At 43.0% G+C, this 17,794-nt stretch carries 9 protein-coding genes; 4 read left to right on the top strand and 5 right to left on the bottom strand.

What is annotated here, in order from left to right:
• Positions 1-2: 2 nt before the first annotated feature.
• The 5 genes from AAHJ11_RS17045 to AAHJ11_RS17025 all read right to left on the bottom strand — a co-directional run bounded on the left by AAHJ11_RS17045 (position 3) and on the right by AAHJ11_RS17025 (position 13,668).
• Positions 3-2,666, bottom strand: a complete 2,664-nt coding sequence (locus AAHJ11_RS17045) for a glycoside hydrolase family 2 TIM barrel-domain containing protein (protein ID WP_413579897.1) — start codon at positions 2,664-2,666, stop codon at positions 3-5.
• Between the two features lie 11 nt (positions 2,667-2,677).
• A complete protein-coding gene (locus AAHJ11_RS17040) occupies positions 2,678-4,792 on the bottom strand; it encodes a BACON domain-containing protein (RefSeq protein WP_413579896.1) in 2,115 nt (704 codons plus the stop codon).
• A gap of 25 nt (positions 4,793-4,817) precedes the next feature.
• Positions 4,818-6,431 carry a RagB/SusD family nutrient uptake outer membrane protein gene (locus AAHJ11_RS17035; protein WP_413579895.1) on the bottom strand — a complete coding sequence of 538 codons (1,614 nt, stop codon included), beginning with the start codon at positions 6,429-6,431 and terminating at the stop codon, positions 4,818-4,820.
• Positions 6,432-6,445: 14 nt separating this feature from the next.
• On the bottom strand, positions 6,446-9,505 hold the full coding sequence (locus AAHJ11_RS17030; protein WP_259021527.1) for a SusC/RagA family TonB-linked outer membrane protein: 3,060 nt from the start codon (positions 9,503-9,505) through the stop codon (positions 6,446-6,448).
• Positions 9,506-9,636: 131 nt separating this feature from the next.
• Positions 9,637-13,668 carry a response regulator gene (locus AAHJ11_RS17025; protein ID WP_195649168.1) on the bottom strand — a complete coding sequence of 1,344 codons (4,032 nt, stop codon included), beginning with the start codon at positions 13,666-13,668 and terminating at the stop codon, positions 9,637-9,639.
• A 377-nt stretch (positions 13,669-14,045) separates the two neighbouring features.
• On the opposite strand from AAHJ11_RS17025, the gene AAHJ11_RS17020 reads away from it, so the two are divergent.
• The 4 genes from AAHJ11_RS17020 to AAHJ11_RS17005 all read left to right on the top strand — a co-directional run bounded on the left by AAHJ11_RS17020 (position 14,046) and on the right by AAHJ11_RS17005 (position 17,783).
• The gene (locus AAHJ11_RS17020; protein WP_413579892.1) at positions 14,046-14,957 is read left to right on the top strand and encodes an EamA family transporter; all 912 of its coding nucleotides are present in this window, start codon (positions 14,046-14,048) and stop codon (positions 14,955-14,957) included.
• Positions 14,958-15,008: 51 nt separating this feature from the next.
• Entirely contained in the window at positions 15,009-15,569 is a 561-nt protein-coding gene (frr, locus tag AAHJ11_RS17015) for a ribosome recycling factor (protein WP_004299198.1), read from the top strand.
• Between the two features lie 98 nt (positions 15,570-15,667).
• Positions 15,668-16,600, top strand: coding sequence for a ribosome small subunit-dependent GTPase A (gene rsgA / locus AAHJ11_RS17010; protein ID WP_148365280.1), 933 nt, complete (start codon positions 15,668-15,670; stop codon positions 16,598-16,600).
• A gap of 97 nt (positions 16,601-16,697) precedes the next feature.
• Entirely contained in the window at positions 16,698-17,783 is a 1,086-nt protein-coding gene (locus AAHJ11_RS17005) for an efflux RND transporter periplasmic adaptor subunit (protein WP_148365281.1), read from the top strand.
• Positions 17,784-17,794 lie beyond the last annotated feature (11 nt).

Below are 17,794 nucleotides of genomic sequence, written 5' to 3'. Positions count from 1 at the left end.
TTCTAATATTCTTTTACGATTCGTATTGCATTTAAAATAGGCACAGACTCCACCGCTCCAAAACGAATGACAAGCCCTTTTCCCTTTGAAACCGGAACAATATATTTTTTAATGACCGCACGTTCGGAACCGTATTCTTCTGCAATATTCATTTGCCCGGCGACAGATACCCCATTTATATCCACAGAAAATACCCGGTTTGCATACTCCTCTTTCACCACATCATTTCCTAAATTATACACCAAAGCCTCTCTTTTATTTTCGGAAGTAAGTTCCGTCCAATACAAATATACAGCATAGACACCATCCGGCACATCCGCTTTAAAGGCCTCAATACCTACCCGTTGCGTCTGAAAGATAGGATCCTGATCCGTTCCCAGTATATCAGTGTCGCTGGCAGGCAAAGAACCGTAACGAGTCTTATTCGGAGCCACTTTTCCGCCAATATATCCCCATGAGCCTTTTTCATAAGCCTGTTCGGGTATCCAGCACAGTTCTGCTGTCCGGTCCTCGAAATAGCGTTGAGCACCCAATAATACATTGACTTCCGTAAAGCCGTTCTTCACATTGACACATTGGAAGTTGCAGACATACTGGTCACGATATTTGCGTCCCTCTTTTTCAATTACAGCATCTACCACATTCTCCCCGTTGACAAAAGGAATATCCACAGAAATGACCTTATCCGATACCGGATATACTCCCAAACTCTTTCCATTTAAAAAGACTTCCACCTTATCTGCATTGGTATACACCTTCAAAGGTTGCGTACAGCTCTTTCCATCCCGACTGGCTCCTGCCCTATTCTTCCATGACTTAGAAGCAATGTGCAGGACAGGCGACCCTTTCAGATAAGCCTGATAAAGATAATATCCATCTTTACGTTCTCTATCCGTACTTACCACCCCTTTATTGTTCACATGAGGCATGGCGTTTCTTCTGGCTTCAGAATAAAAATCATTCAAGTTCCAAACCATAGCTCCCACGATATAATCCCTCTTTAGAATTTCAGGCAAGTAATGTTCGTGGTAGATGGAACCAAATTCACAACTAAAGTCAAACCGCATCGGCAAAAAAGAGTGAATACGAGTATCCACATCCGCCCCGTATTCGGTAATGAGCAACGGTTTGTGAGGAAACTCCCTGTGAAGTTCTTCTAGTTTCTCTTCAAATCCACTCAAGCTACCACCATACCATCCATTATAAAGATTAAAACCCAATAACATCGGTAATTCTGTAATTCCCGCTTCCTGATAGATTTGAGAAGTAGAATGACAAGGCAACATGGTATAGCGTTCCGAATCCAGACTTCTGATCTGCGCCTCAACCGCCGAAGCTATTTGATGAAGGAATGTCATGTAGTCCGCCCGCTCCTTCTTATTTTCGGGGTTAAAAGGAGGACGCAAAAGCACTTCATTCATATAAGCCCAAATGATAACAGATGGATAATTATAGTTCTGACAAACCATTTCTGTCACCTGTTCCACGCAATTATCCATAAATGCCTTACTTTGAGTGATGGCATTCACTACCGGAATTTCAACTGAAGTCAATAGTCCTAACTTATCACACATTTGCATCACAACCGGATCTTGCGGATAATGAGCCACTCGCAGGAAATTACTTCCCATATCCTTACTCAACTGTACATCCCGGATATGCATTTCATCCCGCAAAGCATTTCCCATTCCTTTGTAATCCTGATGCCGACTGGTACCAATCAATTTCCGATATTTGCCATTCAAGAAAAAACCTTTCTCCGCATCAAAACGATATTCACGAATTCCCAGCGGATTGACAACACAATCGAGCACCTCCTCTTTTTTATTCTTCAGACGGCTATATACCTTATATATATAAGGAGAGTCTACATCCCAACGTTTAGGCTGCGTAATAGTCATGAGCGATTCAAAAGCTACATTCTTTTCTTCTGCCTTCACATTTACTTTCTTTTGTGAAAGTGCTACTCTGTTACCATCTGCATCCAAAATCTCCGTTTCAAGAATCAATGATTGATTACTCTTCAAAGCATTGGACAAGAATGTCTTCACTGAAATATTTGCTTGCAAATCCGTAATCTTCGATGCTTTGAGATACACACCACTAGAAGCGTAATGAGTAGTAGACAGTTGCACAGGAGAAGTATACACCAGATAAACATCCCGATAGATTCCCCCGAAGAAAGTAAAGTCCGCCGAAAGAGGAGCAATATCCGGATTATGAGAGTTGTCAACACTCACAGCTATCAGATTGCGTCCGGCATGGACATAATCAGTCACGTCAAACGTAAAAGCGGAATAACCACCTTTATGATTTCCAACAAACGTTCCATTCACAAACACATTCGTTTCTTGATTGGCTCCCTCAAAACTAAGATAGACTCTTTGTTCGGGAATCAGTTCCTCCACTGTCACCACTTTCCTGTACCAGCCTTTTCCCCGGAAATAACCGGGAATTTCATCCTCTGCATCTTTTGCATTCCACGTATGAGGAATGGAAACATCAGTCCAACCGGAAATATCAAAGTCAGCAGTGGACGCATCTCCCTCAAAGAGGGAGAACTTCCAACCGTCATTAATCGTTTGCGTCACACGCTGACTATAAACCGTGCCGGTCATAACCAGTAACAAACAGGCTAAAATTGTTTTTTGATATACCTTATACATACCTAATACCATTATTTCGAAATTGAACGGACTGCACGAACAAATCTTTTACCGTCTTTTTTAGCATTCGATTTATCCCAGGCAAGCGGTTTTCCAAAACGTACATAAAATGCGCTTGTACCGCTCGACGTTTCACGACTAGTCCAATAAGAATCTCCGGTAGCAGATGCTGCTGCCGTATTCATGATAGTTCCTCCTGCACCAGTAATCACTTGATCCCAAGCTGTACGGTTTGCTTTCTCAAAATCAGTAATCGCATCCGGGTTATTCTCCGTTGCATCTGCCACTGCAGTCCCATTATAAGTTTCAAACATCTGTTCCAAATCCGTTCTCGTAGGCCAATACCATCCGGAACCTTTATCCATACAATATTTAAGAGCGGGCATTTCTGCTGCATTCGGCAATGCTGCCAACGCAGTAGTATTTGCCAGGCCATTGTCATTGGATAAAGTTAAACCGGTAGAAGCCGGAGAGCTTGCCGTAGACCATGCCAGATTCTCTCTGTCCAATGACATAATCTTAGCCTTACCACGATTAGTGCCATCTACCCAGAACACAATGCCTCCTTTTAACGAACCATTATCCGCAATCACCTGTCCCACCGCAAACTCGGAACTTAAGAGCCCTCTTTGTGTAATAGTAACTTCTTGCTTAGGTGCATTCGCTCCGCTTCCGGCTATTACCGTAGCAGTCGTTATCCGGTTAGAACTATTCAAATTAGGAGATAATGTCCAGAAATAAAGAGTTTTACTTGTTACATCAACATACGCTTTCACCCAAGACTCATCAGTTATATTTACTGTAAATTCTGTTTCATCAGAAATCATCGTTATTCCTTCTGATTTCGTCACAGCATCAGGAGTAATAGTCACGGTATTTGTACTTAACTCGAGAGAAGCGCCTCCTTCAGCCGCAACATTCTGATTCACCGTTACCTCCACCGACTTAGCGGCTGTGCCAGTACCGGCTGTAACCGTAGCAATAGTCGTACGAACATCGCCAGTGGTATTTTTAGATTTTGCCTTGAATGTAACTGTTGTGCCCGAAATAATATACGAAAGCCAGGAATCATTTGCCAAAACCACACTAAATACCGTTTTATTGGATGTCAATGTCACATTTGCTTCCGCTTCATTAGCTCCTTCCAATGTCACAGGATTCGGATTAACCGTCAATGTTGCCGGTTCTTCAGGATAAGTATAATCACCGATTGTACGCATACATCTCACAAAACGGTTAGTAGCAGTCTTATTTCCTGCATCAGCTCCCGATTTACCGAAACGTACCCAATAAGCCTGATTACCCGCTGCGTTTTCCGTACTCGACCAATAGCTTTCGCCATTGCCCGAACCGGCAGCCTCGTTCATCACATCACCTTGTAAATCAGTCAACATCTTATCAAATGCAGCACGTGCCGCCTTCTCTACTTCCGTCAGTTTATCAGGTACGGCTGAAATAAAATCCGGATCAGCATGTCCAACACCATTATAGGCATCAAACAATTCCCATAATTCATCACGGGCAGGCAGATACCATCCGTCACCCAACGACTGGCAATATGCTACCGCATCATTTGCCGACGGAGAAGTGAACAAGGCAGAATTAGCATATCCGTTGACGGTGGAAAGTGCATTATGAGACATCACAGAAGCCTCGAAAGGATTCCCTCCCTGACGCTTCACTGAAACCGCTTTTCCTACCATATTATCCGAAGGATCTACCCAGAAAATCATACCGATACCCTCATCCACACTTTGTCCTATCTTCAAAGAAAGATCCGGTTCTTTAGAATCCTGGGTAACCGTCACCTCCACTGTATATGAGCCGCAAGTCAGTTTCACAACAGTCGTTCTTGCATCTTCACCGTCATTTTGTGCCAAGGCCGTGTAGACAACACTTTTAGAACTTACATCTACAGAAAGCCACTCCGCTTCATACTGTGCAACAACCTGACCGACATTAGTATATAACAGCGACGTAACAGAAGAACCCGCTGCTTTCGCCAAATTTACTTTTGTATCTTTACAATTAAATTCAGGCATCACGCGTACCGATGCATCATCGACACAGGAAAGCAATCCCAGATTTAAAATCAATAAGAAGTATATTACTTTTTTCATATTCATTCATGTTTTACAGATAATCAATCGCTTAATACCAGTTCTCATTCTGTGGGAAATTCTCTTTCCCCATCAAGTCAATCTGTTCCTGTGGAATAGGCCAACATTCGTGCTTTCCAACCACAAAACTGGTACGGCATTCCGCATAGTCTTTATCCAGATAAGGGTTTTCAGCCTTCGTCTCGCCATAATGCGCTTTCACTCTTTCGCCCAAGAGTCCCAAACGTTTCAACAAAGGCCAGCGAACGCCTTCAAAATTCAACTCACGGGCATATTCATCCAAAAGTATATCCTGTGTCAGAGGACCTGCAAATTTATCATTTCCCGCACGTTCCCATGTTTTATTGTAACAGCGCAAAGCATCCGTACTCATACCTCCGTCACGACGCATATATGCCTCTGCCGCCATTAAGTAAGTTTCTGCCAGTCGATAGACAATCAGATCCTTGAAACCCGTTGTCCGGTCCGGATTATCAGCCGTCGTCCATTGGTCAAAGTATTTTTTCGACATAAAATGCAGTGTTTCACAATAGCTGGAACTCTGTGTTAGAGGAATCAATTCTCCATATTTAGGAGAAGTCGGGTCATTGTATTTAAAGCGGTGAACAAACAACTCATTATATCGCGTATCTTTTGCCTGATCGTACAGACTCAACAGATAGGTATTCGGATAAATACGTCCCCAACCATATCCACCCTGATCGGCCGTATTGATACAACCTGAAATTTTATTGATCCGGGTAGTGGTTTGAATAGAGATACGATGTCCGGCAACCGGAGTTCCGGAACCACCTCCACCCAAGTTTTGTGAATATTGGAAACTCCATAACACTTCCGGAGATTTCAAATCTGCCCCATTAAATACATTCTCGGCTTTCTTTTCCATCGAGTAGATGCCTTCCTGCTTAAAGATATCCTCACATTCCTCAATGGCTGTATCCCAATCCGACTCCCACATGGCAACCTGCGCACGGACATGTTTGGCAGTAGCTTTTGTTACCCGTCCATACAATACATTTCCATTATTTTGAGAAAGCGACCAGTCCAGCCCTTTCATGGCATCGTCCAAGTCAGTTGTAATCAGTGTCATCAGTTCTGCGTGAGAAGCCGGTTTGTATTCCCGTTTCAGATTGTCGACAGTGGTCGGGGTGATATTCAGATAAAGACGGTCAAAGCGTTTCCAGAGTTCAAAATAGCTCCGTCCTCTGAAGAATTTCGCTTCACTCCATGCATGGAGCACATCGCTGTCGTCCAGCCCCAGGGCTTCTGCGGCTACAATAATTTCATTTGCTTTTCCAATAATACCATAGTGATGTTTCCAGAACTTATTGACATCCCCAGTACTTGGAGTAAAGCTCGTATTCAAACGTCCGATTGAAGTAGAAACACCTGCTCTAAGTATCGCAATATCCGTATTAAAGTCACACATAGTAACGATGTACAGATTGGATTCATTATTATCCACTCCACCCGGCAATTCACGTGCCAGAGAGTACAGACCTGTGACAGCTGTATTCAACCCTTCGGGAGTAGTGAACAGATAATTGTTCGTCACGTCTGTCTTTGATTCCAGATTTAATAAATCCGAGCAGGAAGCGGTCAACATTCCGCAGATGACAAAGGCTGTATATATTAACTTTTTCATAAGGATTCTTTATTTTAGAATGAAACATTGACACCAAATACATATTGTTTGGACTCCGGATAAGACCCGGGAGTCAGTTCGGGACTATAAGACTTAAACTCCGTAAATGTCAGCAAGTTAGTAGCAGTTGCATACAGACGCAATTTATGAATCGGAGTATTCTTCAATAGTCTGGCCGGGAAAGTATATCCCAATTGTAAGGTGCGTAAACGGATATAAGATGCATCCTGAATAGCGATGGCACTCAAATAAGAAGGGTCTGCACTATAAGAAGGACGCGGGAATTTGTTCGACGGATTGAACGGAGTCCAGTAATCCACCTTCACTCCATTCAGTTTTCCGCGCAAAGAACCTCCGGAATTATAGTCATACAAATAACTATTCTTTATCTTTCTGCCGGAAACTCCATACCAATCCATGAACAAGTCAAATCCTTTCCAGTTCCATGTGGAAGAAAGAGAGACGGTAAATTTCGGATCTTTCCGGATAGGCACTCTGTCATCTGCCGTGATCTTTCCATCTCCATTGTTATCACGCACTTTAACCATACCCGGTTCAATAGCGCCGCCGTAATCAATCGGGCTGTCGGCTACACCGTCATTGTTACTGTCATAGGTGTTTTTCAGCGTATATACCAGATTCCCCGTACCGTCACGAGTGATATCAAAATCATCATACTGAAAAATTCCGTCTACCAGATAATCATAATATACATTGATCGGTTCTCCGATAATCCACCCCTGTGCTACCTGACTGGCGGGTTTACCATTTTCATCGAGCGTATCGTCAATACGGACAATTTCATTCTTATACATACTGAAATTGGTTCCAAGCGACCAGGTAAACTCTTTCGTACGTATCACATCACCATTTAAAGAAAGATCGATACCACTGGATTTCGTCTTTCCCAGATTATCCAGCATAGTGGTATATCCAAGTGATGCATTCAAAGAGCGTTCCACCAATAGATCTTTCGTATGCGTATTGTAATATTCCACCGTACCATTCAGGCGACCATTGAAGAAACTAAAATCAACACCTAAATTAGCCGTTGCAGACTGTTCCCATTTCAAGTTCGGGTTAGAAAGCTCCTTACCCGGCAAATATCCCATCTGGAAAGTATCTCCAAACTCATATCCTTTATTATCTGCGAGCCCCAAAGTCGTATAATTGCCGATACCGTTCTGATTACCAACAATACCATAACTGACACGCAGTTTGAGGTTATCAATCCACGACACATCTTTTAGGAAATTCTCCTGATTGACACGCCAGGCAAAAGCAGCCGACGGGAATGTACCCCATTTATTTTCTTTTCCGAAACGGCTGGAACCGTCGCGACGAACAGCCACATTCAACAGATAACGGTCTAAAAGCGAATACTGTGCACGAGCCATGAACGACACCAGATTATTTTCATTAAACTGACGACGGGGCTTGCCTGTAAACTCACCTTGAGAAATGAAATTCCAGTCTTTATCTACCGGAAGATTCTCTACTGAATAGCCGATAGACTTCGAGCCATTATGGTCGACAGACTGCACACCGGTCAACGTCAACTGATGTTTCTTATTGCGGATAGGCACTTTATAAGTCACAATATTCTCAACCAGCCAGTTCTGCGTGCGTGATTCGTCGAGCACAGCTGTTCCTCCGCCTCCCGGATATTGGGAATCTTTATAGGAGCCGTCTTCAGATGTCTGATTATAAACGGAAGTATTCAGACGATAATTGAATCCCTTGAAAGGCTTCACATCCATAAAAAAGTTCAGGCGGTAATTATCGCGGGAGACTTCACGTCCGTAATGCTGGGCACGGTACAAAGGATTATAATTTCCTTCCGAGTTGATATACTTTGTATACTTGCCATCCGCATCATATATTTCCGCCAATGGGGAACTGGTAATAAAATCATTAAAGTTACCATCCTCACGATCTTGTTTAGTCATCGCATAAGAAGAATTGATACCAAAACTAATCCACTTTGATATTTCAAAGTCCAGATTCAACCTTAAAGAAAACTTCTGGTATCCCGATCCGGTAACCACCATTCCCTGTTGGTCAAAATAGTTGGCACCTGCCGATACTTTGATTTTCTCTGTTCCTCCACGTACACTGACATCATGATTATGGTAAATTGCATTTCTGAACATTTCTTTTTCCCAGTCGATAAACTTTCCGCTGGCCCATACCCGCTGCATAACCTCATCTTCCAATGCCTCGGCTATCGAAATCTCACGTGCATCAATAATTCCCTTATCATGTGCCTTCGCTTCACGACGAAGCTGCATATATTCTTCGGGAGAATAAAAATCAAAATTTCTCCATAGGGACTGGATACCCAGATAACCATTATAACTGACTTCCACCTTTCCGGCTTTACCGCGTTTGGTAGTAACCAGTACCACACCGTCACTGGCACGTGCTCCATAAATAGCCTGCGACGCAGCATCCTTCAGAATTTCAACCGACTCAATATCGTCCGCACTCAACGTGCTAAACTCCGTTGCACTGGAAGGAGAACCATCTATGATATATAAAGGAGCATTGTCCGCACTGATAGAACGGGAACCGCGAATGGTGATCGAAGGAGTCGATCCCGGACGTCCCGAACTGCTCGTTACATTCACACCTGCGGCACGTCCACGCAACATATCAGCCACATTGCCGGCGGGAAATGTCTTCATTTCATCCGCTTTGACCGAGGCTACCGAAGTTGCCACATCACTCTTACGCTGAACTCCATAACCGACAACGACCAATTCATCGAGCATTTTCGACTCTTCTACCATATCCACATTCAATACCGTTTTCGTACCGACACGTATCTTCTGTTCCTTATATCCTATACAAGAGAAAACAAGGGTAGATTTTGCAGATACACTGATTGAATATTTTCCATTTACATCCGTCACTGTACCGTTAGTAGTCCCCTCCTCCATAATATTAGCTCCGGGGATTGGTCCAAGTGCGTCTGTCACAACTCCAGAAACTCTGACGTTTTGAGCACTAACCTCTAAAGAGATAAGAAAGGCTGTCAGGAACACAGCCCATTTAATTACGATGTTTTTCATACTATGTAATAATTTGAATGATTACAGCGCAAAAATCCAAATAATTAGCGATTTCGAATAATAGAATCGTCCGTATAAAAGTTCAAATAGTACAATTCTCGCTAAGAGAAAAACACATAAAACGCTATATATTAACAATTTGTGTGTTTTCTTCGATAAGCAGCCGGAGTAATATCATAAGCATTCTTAAAGCACCGGATAAAATAACTTGGATTAGAAAAGCCGTAATCAAATGCTATATCAGCAATCAGGGCATTGGGATCATTGATTAATTTTTCTGTTGCCTTTTTCAGTCTCAAAGATAAAATAAAGTCATTCGGGGTCTGTCCGGTCAATGCTTTCAGTTTGGTGAAAAGCAACGTTCTGCTCATGCACATCTCCCGTGCAAAAGTGGCTACGTCAAAGTCTGCATTATCAATATAAGATTCCACAATCGCCGTAGCATCCATCAGCATCTTTTTATCGATCGGATTAAATGGAAGATCTTCCACTTTAGGTTCATCATTCCGGGCAAACCGCTGCTGGAGCAGTTTACGAGTCTGGATGATATTATTGCAACGGGCCACCAATATCTTGATATTGAAAGGTTTGGAGATATAATCATCCGCTCCCGTCTGCAAGCCCTCTAAGGTATGTTCTTCCCGGTTGCGGGCAGTCAGCAATACCACAGGAATATGACTGGTCTGCAAATTGCTTTTCAACTTCTCGCACATCTCCAGGCCGGACATGACTGGCATCATAATATCACTCACAATCATCTGTGGTTGTAGTGAAGAAGCCTGCTCCAATCCTTCCTGTCCGTCGGCAGCCGTATATACATCATATATCTGTTCAAAAATCTGTGCCAACACCTTACGCATCTCCGGGTTATCCTCCACAATCAGTATTTTCACCGTTTTATCCGGCTTCACCATTTCCGAGATTTCTTGAGGCTCTATTACATAATGTTCGGCAACGCGTTCATCTGCAGAGGAAGATGCTTCCACATTCACATTTGCATCCCGGTGAAGAGTAACGATAAAAGACGTTATTCCATTCGGCTCACTTTCCACTCCGATAGTTCCCTGATGCAATTCCACAATACCTTTTGCCATTGCCAGCCCGATACCCGATCCTTTGACAGTCCGTGTAGTTGTTGCCGAATCATCCTGCCAAAACCGTTCAAATACATGTTTGATCTTGGACTTTTCAATACCGACACCCAAATTGTTGACTGAAATCACAATGTCATTCTCTCCTTCCGCTGCCAATTCTACAGAAATCCAGTCACCGGGCTTCGTATATTTAAAAGCGTTGGACAATAGATTATAGAACACTTTCTCTATCTGCGTCTTGTCAATATACAAATCCGCTTCTTTCAAAGTGGAAGAAAAACGGAGATCGATCTTATTCAGCTGCGCATAGCTATAGAAAGAACAACAAATCTCCTCTATCACCGCAACAATATTCTCTTTGGAAATTTTCAATTTCAGATATCCCTGATCCTGCTTACGGATATCAATCACCTCATCCACCAGATTATTCATCCGGCGGGAGTTCTTATAAATCTCCAAAATCTTATTATACACCTCGGGGATCATGTCTTTATGCATCAGGAGCATCTCAAGCTGACTGGATATAAGCGTTAACGGAGTACGGAACTCATGCGATACATTGGTAAAGAAACGTAGTTTGGACTGGTTCACATTTTCGATATACTCTTTTTCCCGTTTCTCGGCCAATAGAGAATGTTGCAAGGTTTTCCGTATCCAGAACATACGGATAATATAGCCTGCAATAAGGATACCTGCCAATATCATCAGCAAAATAAACCATGCCCGTTGATAAACGGGAGCCTCCACTATCAGCTCAAAACTGGCAGAAGGTGCTTCCTGATCGTGAATGCGCAACTGGTCGCCACGAACATGAAAAGTATAACGCCCCGGATGAAGATTGGTATAAGTAACCATCGTATTATCTCCCGCCTTCATATATTCGTTATCAAATCCTTCAAGTTTATATTCCAGACCGATGTTGGAAATATTATTCAGGGTATTACTCGCTATCTCAAAAGTGACGGAAGAATACCTGGGCGGCAATACTAATTGATGTTCATACAATACCGTTTCCTTGATAAGTCCCAACGAATCAAGGGGTTGAATTTCCGTATTATCCACAAGCACGCGTTTTACGAACACATTATACTCCACAGACTGCTTGTTCAGTTTCTCCTGGGCTATGGAAACGATGCCTGCCAGTCCACAGACATAAATATCGTGGTCGGACGCAATGTACAGCCCTCCGTCATTCACGTTATTCAAGGGAAAATCACTCTGCCTGTTATAGTTCTCGAATGTAGTAGTGGCTAGATTGAATTTAGAGAAACCGCCATTCGTTGCCACATAAATGGAACCGTCCAGCGGACTCTCTACCAATCCGGTGATAAATCCATTCTCCAGTCCCTGCTTCGCTCCGTATCCTACAAAGATATCTTTCTTCTTATCGAACAGATAAATTCCCGATCCCGTCGATCCCAGCCATATACGTCCTTTTCTATCACATAAAATGTGATTAATGTGGTGCTGCGCCGTGCTCTGCGCTATTTGAGAGAAAGGATAACTATGGGAAATGCCTGCTTTCAAATTGACCCGTATCAGATCAAAAGAAGTGGTCAGCCATAAATCCCCTTCTTTATCAAACGTCATATCCCAAACCTGCGACAAATGTCTGGAAGCTAAAGAAGGATGTTCGAAATAATGCAACCGGAGATGTTTTTTATCCAATACAAGCAGCCCACCCTTGGCGGCTATCAATAAGGAATCGTGACCGGAAAACTCTATCATTTTTACCAGATTATAGGCCCTGTCAACCGTTTTCCCCTCCGGAGTATCGATATTTTCCGAAATAGATTCTATATGTCCGGTCGACAGATTAATCCGGTTGATGCCCTGATAAAGCGAAGCTACCCAAAGATAATCCGATTCTTTCTCATAATACAGAGACTTCACAATCTTAAAAGACAGCTCTTGAGCATATAAATGTTTAAGCGGGAAAAAACGTTTGGCATGTTTATCATAATAGTTCAATCCGCTTCCTTCACTTGCAAACCAGATCCGCCCGGAACGGTCTTCGGCAATGGAACTGATGATATAGGAATTCAAATGCCCGCCAACAGCCGTAGACGAACGGTAAAAGTGATAAGCATCATTCGCTACATTATAATATTGTATTCCCTGATAGAAAGTGCCCAGCCATAAAGTTCCCGAAGTGTCGTAATGCATCGAAATGATGGAACGTGTATCGGCCGCCTCCACATTCAAGTCATATTCATAATCCGTAAACTCTCCGGTAGAGAGATTTAAAGTCTGCAAACCGGCATAAGTTCCGATATACAGAAGACTATCATTGGCTTGTGTCACATGGCGCACATTATCATGGTTGATCGTATGATCAGCCACCTTATTATATCTGTAATGAGTAAGCTCCCCATTTGCCTCCAACCGGGTAAGTCCCCGGTTTCTGGTAGCTATCCAGATGCTCCCGTTTCTGTCTTCCGTAATTGAATTAACAGCCCCCACATCAATATGACGGGTGATATGAGCAGCCTGATCGATACAATAAATACCCTTGGAAGAAGTACCCACCACCACGGTCTGATTCTGACGAACCATTAGACTGTTCATCAATACATCCCCGCCATCCGAAGAAAATGAAAAGAATAATTCGGGCGCCTGGTCAAGGTCACGATAACGATAGATTTCTTTTCCGGTAGCTATCCACAACGCGTCGTGCGCATAGCAGATTCCTGCAACTTCTCCTTCACGCAGCACCTTAAAGCGGTTCAAACGCATGTCATAAAGAGTCACACTCTGCAAACTACGGATAAAAAGCAATCCTTCCCTGTTTCCGCAAACCTGCCGGATATTATTTATATTGATTGAATAGGGATTCGCGTTATCCGGTTTGAAGACTTCAAATTTACGACCGTCAAAGCGGTTCAGTCCGTCTTGAGTACCAATCCATAAAAATCCGAATTCATCCTGATAGAAACAATTGACCGTTTGATGCGAAAGTCCTTGCCTTACATCTTTAAAACGCATATTGATATCCTTCGTCACATTTGCCATGCAACAAAGTACCGATATAAACAGGCAGTAAATAACAAGAAAGTTAGCTTTGGTCATCAGTGTTTTTCGATAATTCGGATGCAATATTCGAGAAAATCCAAGATATATGCAAGCATTTATTCAAAAAACTGTCTGGCTACTACCTGTTAATTATCCCCCGGACTGCATATAACTAATCCCCCGATCGAATAAAATTAATCGTCTGACAGTTGATTCTTTTTCGTCTGACAGTTGTCAGACGAAAGTTCAACAGTAGTCAGACGAAAGTTCAACAACTGTCAGACGATTAATTTTATGCATAAACAAGATTAGTTCCCTCTTTACTAAGAAATAGTTTTTAGCATACGAAAGATTAAATTATACTATCAACCGCCTAAACACTTGTTTATCATTGGTGAACTGCGTACTTTTGCACGCCAATAAAAAATAGAACAATGACCCCAAAAACCAAAGGTTTTATCTATGGAGCGATTGCCGCTGCCAGCTACGGTATGAATCCTCTTTTTGCACTTCCGCTCTATGCAGCCGGAATGAGTGTCGATACCGTTTTATTCTACCGTTATTTCTTCGCCGCAATCGTACTGGGTATTCTGATGAAAATGCAGCATCAATCCTTTGCGCTTCACAAGGCAGACGTTTTGCCCTTAGTCATTATGGGATTGCTATTCTCTTTTTCATCACTGCTTTTGTTTATGAGCTATAATTATATGGATGCCGGAATAGCTTCTACCATTCTCTTCGTCTACCCGGTGATGGTAGCTGTCATTATGGGAATATTCTTCAAAGAAAAGATTTCCGCAATTACCGTCTTTTCCATCCTGCTGGCGCTTTCAGGTATCGCCTTGCTCTATCAAGGAGATGGAAACAAACCGCTGTCGACTTTGGGAATCATCTTTGTTCTGCTGTCCTCACTCTCTTATGCTATATATATAGTAGGCGTGAACCGTTCGACACTGAAAAACCTGCCGACCACCAAGCTTACATTCTACGCCATTTTGTTCGGACTATCGGTTTATATCGTCCGTTTAAATTTTTGTACGGAGCTACAAATAATACCGTCAGTCTGGCTCTGGGCCGACGTACTGACACTAGCCATTCTGCCGACTGCCGTATCACTGATCTGTACCGCACTCGCCATCCATTACATAGGCTCTACTCCAACAGCCATACTGGGTGCCCTGGAACCGGTGACAGCTCTATTTTTCGGTGTTCTCCTGTTTCACGAAAAACTGACTCCCCGGTTAATGACAGGTATTTTAATGATTATCACCGCTGTTACCTTGATTATCATCGGTAAGTCACTCATAAAAAAGATGGGAATGCTGTTGCAGATGAACAAAAAATAATATACTTTTGCTACTTAATCAATCAAAATGCAATTTTAAATCTCAAAAAATATGGTAGACGTAAAGACTTGCCTTGACAATGCACAAGAAAAAATGGACATGGCCATCATGTATCTGGAAGAAGCACTGGCACATATCCGCGCTGGAAAAGCGAGTGCCCGCTTATTAGATGGTATCCGCGTAGATTCTTACGGAAGTATGGTGCCTATCAGCAATGTAGCAGCAATTACTACTCCGGACGCCCGCAGTATCGTAATCAAGCCGTGGGATAAAAGCATGTTCCGTGTTATCGAAAAAGCAATCATCGACTCTGACCTCGGTATCATGCCCGAAAACAATGGTGAAATGATCCGTATCGGTATTCCTCCTTTGACGGAAGAACGTCGTAAACAACTGGCAAAACAGTGTAAGGGAGAAGGTGAAACAGCTAAAGTAAGTGTACGTAACGCTCGTCGTGACGGTATCGACGCACTGAAGAAAGCTGTAAAAGACGGACTGGCAGAAGACGAACAGAAGAATGCGGAAGCCAAACTGCAAAAAATCCATGATAAGTATATCAAGCAAATCGATGATATGCTGGCTGAAAAGGATAAAGAAATTATGACTGTTTAAATTGAAAATTGAGAATTAAAAATTGAGAAATAAAGTGCGGCATACTACATGTCACAGTTCATTCTCATTTTTTAATTCTCAATTCTCAACCTCAATTTATGAAGGGATTAGTAATCAAAAACACGGGTAGTTGGTATCAGGTGAAAACCGATGACGGACAATCTATCGAATGTAAAATCAAGGGTAATTTCCGACTGAAAGGGATTCGCAGCACCAATCCTGTCGCAGTGGGCGATCGTGTTCAGATTATACTTAATCAGGAAGGAACTGCTTTTATCAGCGAGATCGAAGACAGGAAAAACTATATCATCCGCCGTTCTTCCAATCTTTCCAAACAATCCCACATCCTTGCCGCCAATCTCGACCAGTGTATGTTGGTAGCAACCGTCAACTACCCCGAAACTTCCACTATTTTCATTGACCGCTTTCTTGCATCCGCAGAAGCTTATCGCGTTCCCGTCAAACTCGTATTCAACAAGGTAGATGCTTACGACGAGGATGAACTCCGCTATCTGGACGCACTTATCAACCTATATACACAGATCGGTTACCCTTGTTTCAAGGTTTCTGCAAAAAACGGTAATGGGGTGGACGAAATAAAAAAGGCATTGGAAGGCAAGATCACTTTATTCTCCGGACATTCGGGAGTCGGCAAATCGACTCTTATCAATTCCATACTGCCGGGCATAGAAGCCAAGACCGGCGAGATTTCTTCTTACCATAACAAAGGTATGCACACCACTACTTTCTCCGAAATGTTCCCCGTGGAGGGAAATGGCTACATTATCGACACTCCGGGCATCAAGGGGTTCGGCACATTCGATATGGAAGAAGAGGAAATCGGGCATTATTTTCCCGAAATATTCAAGACTTCCGCCGACTGCAAATATGGCAACTGCACTCACCGTCATGAACCCGGATGTGCCGTACGCAAGGCCGTAGAAGAACACCTTATCAGCGAATCGCGCTATACCTCTTATTTAAATATGCTGGAGGATAAAGAGGAAGGCAAATATCGGGCTGCTTACTGATTAACTCTTTTTTACCCTTTCTTTCTTTAAACCTTTCCCGACGGGGGAAGTCTAATCTCTAAAGATGTATCATAACTGCTATATACAATACTAAACCATGAATAAAAAAACTAAATGGGGCATCATTATTCTTGTTGGTGCCGGAATTATCGGTGGAGGAATCTATTCACAATTACCGAAAAAAAACGACGAACTAGCAGCTGCCGACAAAGTGATGGGCGGCAATCAGAAAAAAGGAAAACAAGTTCTAAATGTAAATGCTAAAGTCATAAAGCCACAATCCCTGACAGACGAGTTTACCACTACCGGCGTACTTCTACCCGATGAGGAAGTGGATTTGTCTTTCGAAACTTCGGGAAAAATTGTGGAAATCAACTTCGAAGAAGGAACGGCCGTAAAGAAAGGGCAGTTGCTTGCCAAAGTAAACGACCGGCAGTTGCAGGCACAATTACAACGTCTCGTTTCACAATTAAAACTGGCAGAAGACCGTGTATTCCGCCAAGACGCTCTGTTGAAACGGGATGCCGTCAGTAAAGAAGCTTACGAACAGGTGAAAACGGATTTGGCAACCCTGAACGCAGATATAGAGATCATCAAAACCAATATCGAGTTAACCGAACTTCGTGCTCCGTTCGACGGAGTGATCGGACTTCGCCAAGTCAGTGTCGGTACTTATGCCTCTCCGACCACTGTTGTTGCCAAACTGACTAAAATCGCTCCATTGAAAGTGGAATTCTCCGTACCGGAACGTTATGCCAAGCAAATCAAGAAGGGGACTAACCTGAACTTCAGCGTTGAAGGAAACTTGGATGCTTTCGGCGCACAAGTGTATGCTGTGGAATCAGCTATTGACCCGAACCTGCATCAGTTTACCGCCCGTGCATTATACCCGAATGTCAATCACATCCTGCTTCCCGGCCGTTACGCAAGCGTGCTGTTGAAAAAGGATGAAATACCTAACGCAATTGCCATTCCCACAGAAGCAATTGTACCGGAAATGGGTAAAGACAAGGTCTATCTGTATAAATCAGGAAAAGCCGAACCGGTGGATATTATTACCGGCATCCGCACCGCATCTGAAGTGCAGGTGATCAGAGGATTACACATGGGAGATACCATCATTACTTCAGGAACACTGCAACTACGTACCGGACTTGCCGTTACTCTTGACAACATTGATTAATAATACCAGCA

It is taken from the genome of Bacteroides sp. 90-K9/2, assembly GCF_047310725.1.
GTDB classification, from domain to species: Bacteria; Bacteroidota; Bacteroidia; order Bacteroidales; family Bacteroidaceae; genus Bacteroides; species Bacteroides vicugnae.
Note: the sequence above shows the minus strand (reverse complement) of the source record. Positions and strands in the feature narration are given on the sequence as shown.

Coding starts and splice junctions, on each gene's coding strand:
- AAHJ11_RS17030 (WP_259021527.1), bottom strand. CDS start 9,505: ATGAAAAACATCGTAATTAAATGGGCTGTGTTCCTGACAGCCTTTCTT.
- AAHJ11_RS17025 (WP_195649168.1), bottom strand. CDS start 13,668: ATGACCAAAGCTAACTTTCTTGTTATTTACTGCCTGTTTATATCGGTA.
- frr (WP_004299198.1), top strand. CDS start 15,009: ATGGTAGACGTAAAGACTTGCCTTGACAATGCACAAGAAAAAATGGAC.
- AAHJ11_RS17035 (WP_413579895.1), bottom strand. CDS start 6,431: ATGAAAAAGTTAATATATACAGCCTTTGTCATCTGCGGAATGTTGACC.
- rsgA (WP_148365280.1), top strand. CDS start 15,668: ATGAAGGGATTAGTAATCAAAAACACGGGTAGTTGGTATCAGGTGAAA.
- AAHJ11_RS17040 (WP_413579896.1), bottom strand. CDS start 4,792: ATGAATATGAAAAAAGTAATATACTTCTTATTGATTTTAAATCTGGGA.
- AAHJ11_RS17045 (WP_413579897.1), bottom strand. CDS start 2,666: ATGTATAAGGTATATCAAAAAACAATTTTAGCCTGTTTGTTACTGGTT.
- AAHJ11_RS17020 (WP_413579892.1), top strand. CDS start 14,046: ATGACCCCAAAAACCAAAGGTTTTATCTATGGAGCGATTGCCGCTGCC.
- AAHJ11_RS17005 (WP_148365281.1), top strand. CDS start 16,698: ATGAATAAAAAAACTAAATGGGGCATCATTATTCTTGTTGGTGCCGGA.